The organism is Kolteria novifilia, from assembly GCA_007748055.1.
Taxonomy (GTDB): Bacteria; Planctomycetota; Planctomycetia; order Kolteriales; family Kolteriaceae; genus Kolteria; species Kolteria novifilia.
The window spans coordinates 546483-559099 of the sequence record CP036279.1 but is presented as its reverse complement, the minus strand read 5'-3'; the positions used below and the strand labels follow the sequence as shown (position 1 = coordinate 559099).

Genomic DNA, 12617 nt, shown 5'->3' with positions numbered 1-12617 from the left:
TCAGTTTTCCAGACAGGAAGAATCGCCGAGTTATTGGCCGCGTGGTCGCAACCAGCCCGCCGCTCGCCAGACACCGATCTGAGGTTGCCTTTCTCCGGACAAGAGGTAAGATCATGTCGGGACTTATCTGTATCTCCCGACTATTACTCACTATGTCCATGACCAAGAAAGATCGAATCCTCGAACTGCTCAAGAAGGCGGGGGTTCTACGCCCGCGCGACCTGGAGGCGGTCGGTATCTCCGGTGTCTATCTCAACAAGCTCTACGCGGAGGGCCTGCTGGAGCGTCCGGCCCGAGGTCTGTACACCCTGCCCGATTCTGAGCCAAGCGAGCATCGTACGATCGCCGAGGCCGGTAAGCGTGTTCCGCAGGGCGTCGTCTGCCTGCTCAGCGCTCTTCGATTCCACGACCTGACCACGCAGGCCCCGTTTGAGATCTGGCTGGCGATCGGCGAGAAGGCCCGGCTTCCCAAGATCGACTACCCGCCGCTACGGATAGTTCGCTATTCTGGTCAAGCACTGTCGTTCGGTGTCGAAGAGCACGACGTCGACGGCGTGAAAGTCCGCATCTACTCGGCAGCGAAAACGGTTGCCGACTGTTTCAAGTACCGCAACAAGATCGGGCTGGATGTCGCGATTGAGGCCCTACGTGACTTCGTGCGACAACGCAAAGCCACAGTCGATGAACTCTGGGCTGCCGCCAAAGTCTGCCGGATGTCGAACGTCATGCGGCCCTACATGGAGGCGGTGACATGACCCGTGAGAATCCCCGGAACATGGCCGCTTCCGTTCGCCAGAGGCTGATGAACAAGGCGAAACAACAGAAAGAGGACTTCGGTCTTGTGCTGACCAGGTACGGCCTAGAACGGCTCCTCTACCGTCTCTCGCAATCTCGCCACCGGGACCAGTTCATTTTGAAGGGCGCGATGCTGTTCCAACTCTGGAGTGGGCACGTCCATCGCCCAACCCGCGATCTCGATCTGTTGGGGTATGGCGATCCTGCCCCGGAGCGATTCCAGGAAATCCTTCGCGACATTTGCGGGCTGGACGTAGAGGACGACGGTTTGGAGTTCCATGCAGAGTCGGTTCACGCCGAACGGATGAAGGAAGATGAGGAGTACCAGGGGCTGCGGATAAAGCTCCAGGCTACGCTCGCACCGGCCCGCATCCCGATCCAGATTGATATCGGGTTTGGGGACGCGATCAATCCCGGTCCGAACGAGGTCACCTACCCAACCCTGCTGGATCTGCCGGCCCCGACGCTGAAGGCGTATCCGCGGGAAACGGTCGTGGCCGAGAAGTTCCAGGCGATGGTGATGCTCGGTATCGCCAACAGCCGCATGAAGGATTTCTATGACGTCTGGACGCTGGCACGGCAGTTCGAGTTCTCCGGCTCCGTTCTCTGCTCGGCCCTCCGGGGGACCTTCCAGAGGCGAAAGACGGCTCTGCCCGAGCAACCGCCGTTGGCCCTCACAACCGAGTTCACCGAAGATCGCCAGAAGCTCACCCAGTGGCGGGCGTTCGTTCGGAAGAGCAAACTCGACGCTGAAGGGACGGAACTGACAGGCATCGCGGAGAGCCTTCGTGGGTTCCTGATGCCGCCCACGGACGCCCTCGTTGCGGGCGCGGACTTTGAGATGGACTGGCTCCCCAACGGCCCCTGGCAGGCGAGGATCGAGCCGTGACGATAATGCCCGGCATTGGACTTACGGTTGTTGCAGGACGCGGGTTGGATTCTCACCACCTCCACTCCCCAATCTCTTGAATCACAAGGGGTTGGGGATTCTTCATTTCTTGTGACAGCGGACGGATTGCCGCAGTTGTCATCTATTGGCCGCGTTTGGCAACGAAATACCAGATGATACTCGGTGCGTTATCGAGAATTGGCCGGCGCTTAGTCCACACGTTCGTAAGGCAGTCGTAACACTTGTTCAAGCAATGACACGTTTGGCCGAAGAAACCATCTGACGACTCAGACCATTGGTTCCGCAGGTCAACGAGGAAAGGATTTGACCGGCCGAGGTGTTGTGCTTGGTCGCCTTTGAGAACTGTTGACGGCGGTTGAAAATGGCGGCGCTCATTCACGTCTTGTTGCGATTTGGGAAGATGGGGGCTTTGGTCCCGATCGTTCCGAAGTTCGCAAGGAGGCGGAGGAGTGCGAACCGACATGGAGTGGTGGACGGAAGTGCGCCGGCGGGTCCTGACCGGCGAGTTGAGCAAGCGAGGAGCGTGCCGCGAGTACGACCTCGGTTGGCACACGTTGACGAAGATCCTGGCTCACGCCGAGCCGCCTGGCTATCGGTTGTCCCGGCCTCGCAAGAGGCCCAAGCTCGAACCATTCTTGCCGATCATCCATCGGATCCTGGAGGAGGACGGCAAGCAGCCGCCCAAGCAACGTCACACCGCCAAGCGGATCTTCGAACGGCTACGCGACGAGCACGGCTACGACGGTGGGGAGACGATCGTCAAGGACGCCGTGCGTGCCTGGAGGCAATCGCGGCGGGAAGTCTTCGTGCCGCTTTCGCATCCGCCGGGCGAGGCCCAAGTCGACTTCGGCGAAGCGACGGTCCGCCTGGCGGGCGAGCCGACGAAGGTCGCGCTCTTTGTCATGACCCTGCCTTACTCGGGAGCGATCTTCATCCAGGCGTTCCCACGCGAATGCACCGAGACGTTCCACGAAGGCCATGCCCGGGCGTTCTCCTTCTTCGGCGGCGTGCCCAAGCGAATCAGCTACGACAACTCGGCGATCGCGGTGACGAAGGTGTTTCCCGGTCGCGAACGGATGCTGACCAAGGAGTTTCTTCGGCTCCGCAGCCACTATCTCTTCCAAGAGCATTTCTGCCTGGTCAGACGCGCGAACGAGAAGGGACACGTCGAACGATTGCTCGGCTTCGCGCGGCGGAACTTCCTGGTCCCGGTTCCCGATGTCACCTCGCTGGCAGTACTCAACGAACGGCTCGTGGTCTCTTGCGAGAAAGACCTGGAGCGCCGCACGCGCGGCAAGTCCTCCTGCAAGCGCGACCTGCTCCTCGATGATCGTGCCGCTTTCCTGCCTCTGCCGAAGCAACGCTTCGAGGCGAGGCGACTGGTCCAGGCCAGTGCCAACAGTGAGTCACTCGTCCGTTTCGATCGCAACGACTACTCGGTGCCGGTGGCCTACGCCCACCGTCGCTTGACGATCGTCGCCACCGTCCTGGAGGTACGACTGATCTTCGAGGACCGCTTGGTGGCCCGGCACGCGCGCTGCTGGGAGCGGGAAAAGACTTGCTATGACCCGGTCCACTACCTCGCCTTGCTCGAACGCAAGCCGGGCGGGTTCGATGTCGCTCGCCCCTTGGAGGAGTGGTCGTTGCCCGACTGCTTTGGCTTGTTGCGACGCCGTTTGGAGGCCGAGGACGACCGCCATGGAACCAGGTCCTACATCCGTGTGCTTCGCTTGCTGGAGAAGTTTCCGCTCAAGGAACTGACGGCCGCGGTCGAGCAGGCGCTCGCGATTGACGTCACCGATGCCGAGAGCATCCGCACGATCCTCGACCATCGCGCCGACGAGCCGGTCACCGTCTTCTCGTTGGATGGCCGATCGCACCTTGCGCGAGTGCATGTCCCGACGACCGACGTCGCTTCCTACGGCGTCTTACTGGGAGGACAGGCCTCGTGAACAAGACGACGACCAAGAGCACCGTGCTGCTCAAGCATCATCTCAAGGCGCTCAAGCTGCCGACCGTTCACGACGAGTGCGAGCGGATCGCCCGACGCTGCGCCGCCGACAACGCCGACCACTTGGCGTTCCTCTTGCAGCTTTGCGAACTGGAGCTGATCGAACGCGAACGTCGGGCCGCCGCGAGGCGACTCAAGGCCGCTCGCTTCCCCACCACCAAGACGCTCGAGGAGTTCGACTTCACCGCCCGCGCGAGCCTCAACAAGCCATTGGTCCTGGAACTGCTCAAGGGGGACTATCTCGAGCGCCGAGAGAACATCCTGTTGGTCGGACCCTCGGGGACGGGCAAAACGCATCTGGCCACCGCGCTGGGCATGGCCGCCTGCGCCCAGGGGCGCAAGGTGCGGTTCGTCCGCGTGACCGAGCTGCTCACCCTCTTGCTCGAAGCCCGCGACGAACGTCAACTCTTGCGGTTACGGCAACAACTTGCCAAGCTGGACCTACTGATCCTGGACGAGTTGGGCTACGTGCCAGCGAGCAAGGCCGGGGCGGAACTCCTCTTCGACGTCATCGCCACCGCCTACGAGAGGTACAGTCTTCTTGTGACCACCAATCTGCCCTTCGAGCACTGGACCGAGGTCCTCGGCAGCGAACGGCTCACCGGAGCCGCTCTCGATCGGCTGACCCATCGCTGCCACATCCTCGAAACCACCGGCGAAAGCTATCGGCTAAAGGACGCCAAACGCCGCCGACAGCGAACCGGCTGAACCAAGGAATCACCCGCGACACGATCTCGGCATACGGAGACCTTTTCCCAACCAGGCGCCACCATTTTCGACCGCCCAGCGCCACCATTTTCAACCGCCGTCAACAAACGAGAACCGACGCTGTAGTACTAGTTGTTCAACGATGCATCATCGAACCTGTCGTCTGCCTCCAGCATCGTCATGAACTCTCTCCAGCGATCCATGACCCCACTAAACAGTTCCGGTGGCTGCACCAACTGCTTCGACTGACACTCATCGAAAGCCGCCCTGCAGCCACGGCAAAAAGCGCGAAAACTCGCTTCGTCAAGTTCATCCAATGCAATAAAGTCGAACCCCTCCTTCATCGGCGAGTATGCTCTGTCAAGAAGCAGTCGCTCACTACGCTCTAGCTTCTCCCAAGTTCGCTCTACGATGTTTGCAAAAGTGGCTGTCCCTGTTGACCAAACATCTTGCTCGGTAATGTGAATTGTCCCAGACATCTCACTACTCCATGATCAACGCTTTGGACCTGAGCGAGTCAGACTGACTTTGTAAGAAGTTCATTACTAGGGATTGGTTGGCAGCATCAAGGATCCGAAAGTCCGTCGGAACGATGTCCGCCTTTTTAAGATGGTCGAGTAGACCCTTTTGCGACTTTGCCCAGTTCTTCGTGAAGTACCTGTTCAGGTTGGCTGCCGCGGAAGGTGAATCGGCGGTGAAGAAGAAGTCGACCGTCTCTCCACACGACGTAGGCTTCGGCCTGAACGATCTTCTGCTGTCGGCAATCGCCACGAAAGAGGATCGGGGATATGGAAGACCGAAAGAAGCCTTCAAGCGACTGTCGATGGAGCAGAAGTGACTGCTGCAATCCGACCAGAAGCCGAGCAAGACCGAGAGGCGATCTGGAACGTCAATCAGGCGGCATTCGAAGGAGACTATGAGGCGAACCTTGTCGATGCGTTGCGTGGCGGCGGCTTCGTAGAGATGTCACTCGTGGCTGAAGTGGTTGGCGAAATCGTCGGCCACATCCTATTCAGCAGAGTGACCATCGTTACAAATGTTGGAACGGTGGACGCCCTGTCGCTCGCACCGATGGCCGTGCTGCCGAGTCACCAGCGACAAGGGATCGGAAGCCGACTTGTGGAAGAGGGGCTGGAAGCCTGCCGAGAACGTGGCCACAGATTCGTGGTCGTTCTTGGCCATCCCGAGTTCTACCCTCGATTCGAATTCTCGTCGAAATTGGCTGAACGGCTGCAATCACCGTTTGGAGGCGGCGAGGCGTGGATGGCGTTGGAGCTTGTGCCGGGGGCACTGGAGGGGATCGAAGGCCGAGTCGAGTATTCGCCGCCGTTCATGTCGTTGGAGTAGCAAGCGTTGTGGTTGGCGGTGAACGCTGGCGACGATGGGTTAGCGCAATCGTGCGCTACGTTGTCGGAACACTGCCGATGCTCAACTGACGCCAATCCGGTAAGATGTACACATGGCTGAGGAACTCCCCAAAACGCTCTGTGATCTCGACACCTCCGTCCCCGATTGGATCATCGATCACCACAAAACGCTCAGCGTATTTCGGGAATTCGGCATTGATGACTCGTGTGGTGGGAAGTCGTTGGGGTACGTTTGCGATCAGCAGGGCATCAACGGGAAACTCGTGTTGAAGATGCTTCAACGGAAGATCAAGAGTCCCCGAATGGAGACGAGAGGAGAGACAGATGGCGATTCCCCATGCGAATCCGGGTGACGTGATTGATGTCCGCCCCTTGGGATCGGAGCTTGCCAGCACCAAGACCCACACGCTGGTCAAGACAGACAAGTTCGAGGTCGTCCGCCTCGTGATGGCCGCAGGTAAGGAGATTGCCGAACACAAAGCCCCCGGCGCAATCACGGTCCAATGTCTTGAAGGCAAGATCGCCTTCACCGCCTTGGGCAAGACGGAGGAACTTGCTGCCGGTCAGATGCTCTACCTGACTGCCGGGGAGCCTCATTCGGTCAGGTGCATCGAGGATGCCTCGTTCCTGCTGACGATCTTGCTGAAGCCCTGACCCGCCGATCTCTCCAAGCGGCGGATCGGCGAGAACGAGCGAGCATGTCCATGCCTCACAGCTTCTCTTCGAGGTATTCCTTCAACGCCACGGCGCTGTTCCGCTCCTCATCGCTGGCGGCGAAGACGAACGTGACGTTTCCTTCCGTCGTGCGATGCTTGAGCAGCGTCAGCAGGTCGCCCTTCTCGCCCAGTTCCGACCAGTAGCGTTGACGGAACTCGTCCCACGTCTCCGGGTCGTGGCCGTACCACTTCCGTAGGTCAGTGCTAGGGGCAAGGTCTTTCAGCCAGAGATCGACCGCCGCCTTCTCTTTGCTCACGCCCCTCGGCCACAATCGCTCCACGAGGATGCGCAGGCCGTCCTGTTTGGACGGGTCGTCGTAGGCTCGCTTGAGGCGGATCATGTTCGGCTCCGTTCAGGTTCGTCGCCTTCCAACGACTGGCCAGCGGAAAAGATTGACCAACATGATTCTTTAGGTTTGCCAGTCAGATTTGTCCGTCTTGACCGTTTTCAACTGATCGCCAAGCAACGTCAGCAGCTTTTCGGCGGCGACCTTGACTTCTTCGTTGCCCTTGACCCAATCGACCGGTTCAAAGAGAAGAAACTGAACCGCTGTCATCGCTACAAGGCGTTGCAGGGCTTCGAGGCTTGCGTACTGCCACTTCTGCGAACCGAACGGCGTCGGATGCTTGTCCCGCAACAAGGCATCGATGTCGGCCTGCAAGTCCATGATCTCTCGCAGTTTCTTGCCGACAAGCTCGCCAGTGTTTTCAGCGTCACGCCGTTCTTTGTCTGGCACGTTCAATGGGGGCTCCTGTTATTGTTCGAGTACGCTCAGCGAGGGCTTCACTGTAGGCCATCGTCACGGACTCACTTTCCAGACTTCCAAGAACCGCCAGCCCCGGCTCGTTTTTACGATCACGCCGCCGATGTCCCACATCTCTTTGACGATCTGCGTGACTTTCTTGGGAACCGGCACCGGGCCAATCACGCCGTCGTGCATCGTCAATGCTTCGAGCCAGAGTTTGCCCGGCTCGATCTTCTTGATCCAGAAGTGGTCTTGGATTTCGTCCTCGTAATCATCGGGAGCGTTCAGATCCACGAACTCGTCCAGCAGGTCGAGCACGTCTTGGGCGGCGGGCAACTCCTTCGCCGCCTCGCCTGCTCGATCCTCTGCAAACGAGGCGTCCTCGACATAGCCCTTCTCGGCCAGCCACTTCGCCAGCTTCTTCGTGACCGTCCCGGCAGCCTGCATCGTGTCCTTGCCGCACATGACCTTGTGCGGCATGAAGTAGCCGAGGAACTCGGAGTAGCCGCCAAGAATTTCTTCGGGGCCGAAAGTGCCGCAGAACGTCCCGCCGTTGCCGGTGATCTTTTTGTATTCGTCCTGATCGTGGCTGGGCCAGTAGGACTCCAAGTAGCTCTCGAACAGATCAATGATCGAGCGATATTTCGCAAAGGTCTTCGGTTTGAGGCGGTCTTCCTGATCGGACAGAAACTCGTCGAAGACCTGCGAGATCGTCTTGTCGGATGTCTGCATCGATTGTCCCTCCGTGATTGTTGATCCTTTTTCCGCCGTGATTCTCCACTGCCAACTCGTAAACGGCAACCGTTCTACTCCTGCAGCACCTTGATCTCGATGCCGTATCGAGGCGCTCCTTCGAGCAGTTTCTCGATGTCGGCCTGACTGGGCGGCGGTGCGGTCTCAGCATCGTCGGCGAGCGGCTGCCCCACCTCGAAGAACATCTTCTCCAACCCGGCTGGCGCAACGGAGATCAACAAGCGAGCCGTCTGGTCACTCTCATTCTTGAAGCAGTGCAGGCTGCCCACGGGCATGTTGAGAAACGTGCCTTCACTGGCGACGATTCGATCCTCGCCGAGTTGGAATGTCATCTCACCTTCGAGGACGAGGAACGACTCTTCTTCTCGGCTGTGGACGTGCGGAGGGGGACCGCTGCCGGGGGGCACAATGGCCTCGAACGTGGCGTACTTGCCGTCCGTCTCGTCTCCCGTGGCGAGGAAACGGTACACATCGCCGACGATGCCGATGCGACGACCCTCGTTCGGCTTTCTGATGGTCGCTGGGTGGTCCATGCTCACGTCCGTCATTCCTTTCCAAGACTGTCGTAACAGTCCAGCAGCTTCCGTCCAATGTCCGTTGGCACGCCGAGCTTCTCCACATCTTCAACGCCCGTCGAGATCGCAATCAGCGCACCGATCAGCTTCTTTTCGTCCTCGTCGGGAAGCAGGTCGTCGCCGAGGTACTTCTCGTGATAGTCGAGCCACGCCGCCGTGATACTGCACCAGATTGCAACCTCATCCTCCGGGTGCATGTCCCGCATGAGATTGATCTCGAACTGCTCCAGCGTCGTGCCGAGATAGGGACCGATCACGTCGTACATCGCCTGAACCTGTTCGAGCAGTTCAGGAGCGAGCGATTCGTTGCGGATCGGCCCCGGACTCAGTTGGCTGGGATCGATTGGTTCAGGATCAGTCATGAAGCGTAGTCCTCCACGGGAATGTTGAGTTGTTGGCACAGATTCATGAAGTTGTCAGATACCTGGGCCTCCGCATCATCCGCCGACACGTTCCACGCTTCAGCGATGCCCTCAACGATTTCTCGAACATCATTTGGTCTCACTGCCCTTTTGCCAACTTTGATGTAGGGGCCATCGGTTTCTGTCAGAATTCGCTCCCTTGGAACCGTCTCCAAAACGCTTCGGCCTTTCTTCGATGTCAACATTGCCGAATTCACCGAGCAATAGTGGTTGAGGCCGACCAGCCGCTTCAGGGTTGAACTCGAACCGCTGTACCAGTGAAAAACGCAAGGGGCAACGCCATACTCTTCAAGAACCGAGACCACATCCTCGGCTGAACCTCTTGAATGTAGGGTGACGAAGCGGGAGTTGTCCGAGAGGGATTCTGCGATCTGACGAAAGACACGCAGTTGCTCGCTCCGTGACTTGATGCCTTCCGCCGAAAAGTCCAAGCCGACTTCCCCGATCAGAGACACGCTCGTTACAAGCGACAAGAACACATCAAGCTCGCTCCTATTGTCGGCTACAGCGAGTGGGTGAAAGCCCAGCGCTGGCTTTACGAATCGCAGCGAAGAAAGGTGCTCGACAGCGACTTCGTAGTGGCTCGGAAGGTTGGTGACGGCCACAGTCAAAATGTGCTGGGACTCGCACTCGTCTGCGAGTTCCGTAGGATTTGGAAAACGGTCCACATGACAGTGTGAGTCAATTAGCACGACTACCTCGCTGATGCAGGCCAGCCATTCGCTTTAGTGATGGGCTACCCTTGTCTCGAAACAGCTTGCGAATCTCGTCCATTGCACGGCACACCGTGTCGGCATGTGACATGGCTTCCAACGGCGGCAGTGGCCCGTTGGCAATGAGCATTTTGGCGACATCCGCTCTTGAATGGTTCCTTCGTAAGAAGGACAGGCACGCCCGAAGATCGTCGGCCACTTCGGAATTCGGATCGGGTAACCGTTCACACCCTGCGAGTTGGTCTTTTCACGAAAGGGAAGTCGTGAGAGAATTCGTTCATGACAGGGAAGTCGAAGATACCTCCTGAACTCGCGGCCCAGATGACGCCGGAGGTGCGTGCCTTCGTCGAGTCGTTGTTGCTGCGAATCGCGGAATTGGAAGAGGCACTTGGCCCTCCCAAGAACCCGCGGAACTCGTCGCTGCCTCCCGGCAGTCAGCATCCGCATGCCAAGACACCACGCAAGTCGGCGCGATCGAAGCGCAAACGCGGTGGCCAACCAGGTCATAAGAAACACGAACGTTCTTTGGTTCCCACCGAGGAATGCCAGGAAGTCGTGACGCTGCTGCCGAAGACCTGCCGGCGTTGCGACACGCCGTTGACGGGAGAGGACGCCGATCCGTTGCGGCATCAAGTGTGGGAACTCCCCGAGATCAAGCCGATGATCACGGAGTACCGTCGTCATCGACTCGCTTGTCCTTGCTGCGGCGAGAGCACCTGTGCTCCCCTGCCCGAAGGGGTACCGACGGGGCAATCCGGACCGCGTCTGATCGCGTTTACCGGCCTGCTGATGGCTTGCTTCCGCCAAAGCAAACGCCGCACGGCGTTGTTTCTCGAGTCGCTGCTTGGCCAGCCTTGCAGCGTCGGCTTGACGATGAAACATCAGGCGATCCTCACCGAAGCCTTGCGGCCGGCCTACGACGAACTGGCGACGACCCTCCCGACTCAACCACAACTGGGGGCCGACGAAACGCCGACCAAACAAGCGGGGCAGAAGGCTTGGTTGTGGACCTTCGTGGCCAGCACCTTCACCCTCTTCACGATGCGTGGCTCGCGGGCGGCTACCGTGCTGAACGAACTGCTTGGCGAGAACTTCTCGGGCGTCGTGATGTGTGACCGAGCCAAGATGTACTGGCAGCTTGGCCGCCTGCAATGGTGTTGGGCTCATCTCAAGCGTGACTTCCAAGCCTTGATCGACAGCAGCGACCACCAAGTCAAACGCCTGGGTCATGATCTGATGCGACCGACGAAAAGACTCTTTCGCGAATGGGCACGCTGCCGAGACGGAACCATCACACGCCGAACACTCAAACGTTGTCTGGCTCCCGTTCGTCGCGAGATCGAACACTTGCTGCTGCGCGGTCTCTTTAGCGGCAACCCGAAACTGATCGGCATGTGTCGGGAACTCTACGACCATCGCGAATGGCTCTGGACCTTTCTCGACCACGATGGCGTCGACCCGACCAATAACCTCAGCGAACGTTCGCTACGTCACGCCGTGATCTGGAGGAAGCTCTCCTTCGGCACTCAGAGCAACGCCGGCAGTCGCTTCGTCGAAACCACACTGACCGTCATCGAGACCTGCCGACAACAATCCCGCGACCTCTTCACCTACCTCACCGACGCCGTCGACGCTCATTTCCGATCGCGACCCTGCCCATCCCTTATCACCAATCCGTGAACGGTTACCCCAACGGTTTTGACCAGGTTCGATTCCTGGCAGGGACACTGACGAGACGCCGGAGCCAGATGTCAATGCGGCTGCCTGCAAAGCAATTCGAGTTGGGTTCGACTCCCTCGGGCGGAGATATACCCGAACCAAAGCCCGAGACTCATTGCTACCGGCGTCATCATTATCGTTGCCATACTTGCCGGAGGCAGGTCCACGGCCGGGCCGATCTCGACGTCCCCGGTTCCACGGTCGGCCCTCGGGTTCGGCTCTTGAGCGTCTACAGCCGGGCGATGCTCGGGATCTCGCTGGGCAAGACCACCACGCTGCTGGAGGATCTTTTCGGCATCCGCCTGAGTCGTGCCGCCGCCCTGGGCCACCTGCGTTGGTTCGCCAACCTCTTCGATCCGGTCGTGCGGGAGTTGCTCGATCTGCTCAAGCAAGCGCCGGTGGTCCATGCCGACGAGACCGGCTGGCGGATCGACGGCAAGAATGTCTGGTGCTGGCTCTTCGCCAATCCGAAGATCGCCGTCTTCCTGATCGACCATCACCGCAGCCGCGAAGTCGTCGAGCGGGCGTTGGGATCGTCGCTGCCGGGAGTCTTGGTCACCGACTTCTACGCCGCCTACCACAGGCTCGAGGCGAAGAAACAACGTTGCTTGACTCATCTTCTGCGAGACTTGGCGAAGCTTCGCGAGGAGTTGCCCGCCCGGCTGGTCGCCAAGAACATTCAGCCGCTGATCGACCTCTTCCAAGATGCCATCACCCTGGCACGCCGACGCGAGGAGTTATCGCCCGATGAATTCGCGTCCGAAGCCGACCAGATCCGCGAACGCTTCGACGAGCGTTGGTGGCGTTCCTCGAGCGACCCCGACTGCCAACGGATCTACGATCGGCTGCGCCGCCACAAGGAGGAACTGCTGACCTTCCTCGACGATCCCGCCGTTCCCGCCGAGAAAAACTTGGCCGAACGCGACATCCGCAGTGTCGCCGCCGCGCGCTCCGACGGTGGCGTCAACCGCGCCGCGTGGAGCGCCGACGCCTTCGCCGTGGCCAAGACGATCGTCCGCACCTGCCAAAAGAATGGCCTGAACTTCTTCCGCTGCGCCCTCCACGCCGTCACCTCCCGCATGCCAAACCAGCCGCTCCCCCTTCCGATCAGCGAAGCCGCTTAACAGTTACTACCAAGGAGCTAGACGAACGCGGAGCCGAAGGAATCTCACAACGCTTTTC

At 59.4% G+C, this 12617-nt stretch carries 19 protein-coding genes; 9 read left to right on the top strand and 10 right to left on the bottom strand.

What is annotated here, in order from left to right:
• Window positions 1–113: 113 nt before the first annotated feature.
• Window positions 114–755, top strand: coding sequence for a type IV toxin-antitoxin system AbiEi family antitoxin domain-containing protein (locus Pan216_RS02150; RefSeq protein WP_419193172.1), 642 nt, complete (start codon window positions 114–116; stop codon window positions 753–755).
• The gene (locus Pan216_RS02145; RefSeq protein WP_145254161.1) at window positions 752–1684 is read left to right on the top strand and encodes a nucleotidyl transferase AbiEii/AbiGii toxin family protein; all 933 of its coding nucleotides are present in this window, start codon (window positions 752–754) and stop codon (window positions 1682–1684) included. The genes Pan216_RS02150 and Pan216_RS02145 overlap by 4 nt, the downstream gene beginning before the upstream one ends.
• Window positions 1685–1930: 246 nt before the next feature.
• Here the strand turns inward: Pan216_RS02145 and Pan216_RS27995 are convergent, their stop codons facing one another.
• Window positions 1931–2080 carry a hypothetical protein gene (locus Pan216_RS27995; RefSeq protein WP_419193171.1) on the bottom strand — a complete coding sequence of 50 codons (150 nt, stop codon included), beginning with the start codon at window positions 2078–2080 and terminating at the stop codon, window positions 1931–1933.
• A 74-nt stretch (window positions 2081–2154) separates the two neighbouring features.
• Here Pan216_RS27995 and istA point away from each other — a divergent pair, with 74 nt between their 5' ends.
• Window positions 2155–3657 (top strand): IS21 family transposase, encoded by a 1503-nt coding sequence (istA, locus tag Pan216_RS02140; protein ID WP_419193170.1) that lies wholly within the window; start codon window positions 2155–2157, stop codon window positions 3655–3657.
• Entirely contained in the window at window positions 3654–4424 is a 771-nt protein-coding gene (istB, locus tag Pan216_RS02135; RefSeq protein ID WP_145254158.1) for an IS21-like element helper ATPase IstB, read from the top strand. The genes istA and istB overlap by 4 nt, the downstream gene beginning before the upstream one ends.
• Window positions 4425–4552: 128 nt before the next feature.
• On the opposite strand, the gene Pan216_RS02130 is transcribed toward istB, so the two are convergent.
• Entirely contained in the window at window positions 4553–4903 is a 351-nt protein-coding gene (locus tag Pan216_RS02130; RefSeq protein WP_145254156.1) for a hypothetical protein, read from the bottom strand.
• Between the two features lie 4 nt (window positions 4904–4907).
• The gene (locus Pan216_RS27990; RefSeq protein ID WP_419193711.1) at window positions 4908–5090 is read right to left on the bottom strand and encodes a hypothetical protein; all 183 of its coding nucleotides are present in this window, start codon (window positions 5088–5090) and stop codon (window positions 4908–4910) included.
• Here Pan216_RS27990 and Pan216_RS02125 point away from each other — a divergent pair.
• Complete coding sequence (locus Pan216_RS02125; protein WP_145254153.1) at window positions 5017–5262, top strand: hypothetical protein; 246 nt, start codon at window positions 5017–5019, stop codon at window positions 5260–5262. The two genes, Pan216_RS27990 and Pan216_RS02125, sit on opposite strands and share 74 nt — an antisense overlap.
• Window positions 5259–5771 carry a GNAT family N-acetyltransferase gene (locus Pan216_RS02120; RefSeq protein WP_145254150.1) on the top strand — a complete coding sequence of 171 codons (513 nt, stop codon included), beginning with the start codon at window positions 5259–5261 and terminating at the stop codon, window positions 5769–5771. Before Pan216_RS02125 ends, Pan216_RS02120 begins: the two co-directional genes overlap by 4 nt.
• A 55-nt stretch (window positions 5772–5826) precedes the next feature.
• Here the strand turns inward: Pan216_RS02120 and Pan216_RS27985 are convergent, their stop codons facing one another.
• The gene (locus tag Pan216_RS27985) at window positions 5827–6072 is read right to left on the bottom strand and encodes a hypothetical protein (protein WP_419193169.1); all 246 of its coding nucleotides are present in this window, start codon (window positions 6070–6072) and stop codon (window positions 5827–5829) included.
• Between the two features lie 43 nt (window positions 6073–6115).
• Between Pan216_RS27985 and Pan216_RS02110 the strand changes: the two genes are divergently transcribed.
• Window positions 6116–6445, top strand: coding sequence for a cupin domain-containing protein (locus Pan216_RS02110; RefSeq protein ID WP_145254145.1), 330 nt, complete (start codon window positions 6116–6118; stop codon window positions 6443–6445).
• Window positions 6446–6500: 55 nt separating this feature from the next.
• On the opposite strand, the gene Pan216_RS02105 is transcribed toward Pan216_RS02110, so the two are convergent.
• The 6 genes from Pan216_RS02105 to qatD all read right to left on the bottom strand — a co-directional run bounded on the left by Pan216_RS02105 (window position 6501) and on the right by qatD (window position 9695).
• Window positions 6501–6848 carry a DUF488 domain-containing protein gene (locus Pan216_RS02105; protein ID WP_145254142.1) on the bottom strand — a complete coding sequence of 116 codons (348 nt, stop codon included), beginning with the start codon at window positions 6846–6848 and terminating at the stop codon, window positions 6501–6503.
• Between the two features lie 69 nt (window positions 6849–6917).
• Window positions 6918–7250, bottom strand: coding sequence for a hypothetical protein (locus tag Pan216_RS02100; RefSeq protein WP_145254139.1), 333 nt, complete (start codon window positions 7248–7250; stop codon window positions 6918–6920).
• Between the two features lie 57 nt (window positions 7251–7307).
• The gene (locus Pan216_RS02095) at window positions 7308–7985 is read right to left on the bottom strand and encodes a hypothetical protein (RefSeq protein WP_145254136.1); all 678 of its coding nucleotides are present in this window, start codon (window positions 7983–7985) and stop codon (window positions 7308–7310) included.
• 74 nt (window positions 7986–8059) lie between these two features.
• Window positions 8060–8539 carry a cupin domain-containing protein gene (locus tag Pan216_RS02090; protein ID WP_145263551.1) on the bottom strand — a complete coding sequence of 160 codons (480 nt, stop codon included), beginning with the start codon at window positions 8537–8539 and terminating at the stop codon, window positions 8060–8062.
• An 11-nt stretch (window positions 8540–8550) separates the two neighbouring features.
• Window positions 8551–8943, bottom strand: a complete 393-nt coding sequence (locus tag Pan216_RS02085) for a hypothetical protein (RefSeq protein WP_145254133.1) — start codon at window positions 8941–8943, stop codon at window positions 8551–8553.
• Complete coding sequence (qatD, locus tag Pan216_RS02080; protein WP_419193168.1) at window positions 8940–9695, bottom strand: Qat anti-phage system TatD family nuclease QatD; 756 nt, start codon at window positions 9693–9695, stop codon at window positions 8940–8942. The genes Pan216_RS02085 and qatD overlap by 4 nt, the downstream gene beginning before the upstream one ends.
• A 300-nt stretch (window positions 9696–9995) precedes the next feature.
• Between qatD and tnpC (Pan216_RS02075) the strand changes: the two genes are divergently transcribed.
• Together tnpC (Pan216_RS02075) and tnpC (Pan216_RS02070) are read left to right on the top strand one after the other, a co-directional pair.
• Window positions 9996–11396 (top strand): IS66 family transposase, encoded by a 1401-nt coding sequence (gene tnpC / locus Pan216_RS02075; protein WP_145254127.1) that lies wholly within the window; start codon window positions 9996–9998, stop codon window positions 11394–11396.
• Window positions 11397–11464: 68 nt separating this feature from the next.
• A complete protein-coding gene (tnpC, locus tag Pan216_RS02070; RefSeq protein ID WP_145254124.1) occupies window positions 11465–12559 on the top strand; it encodes an IS66 family transposase in 1095 nt (364 codons plus the stop codon).
• The last annotated feature ends 58 nt before the right edge of the window (window positions 12560–12617 follow it).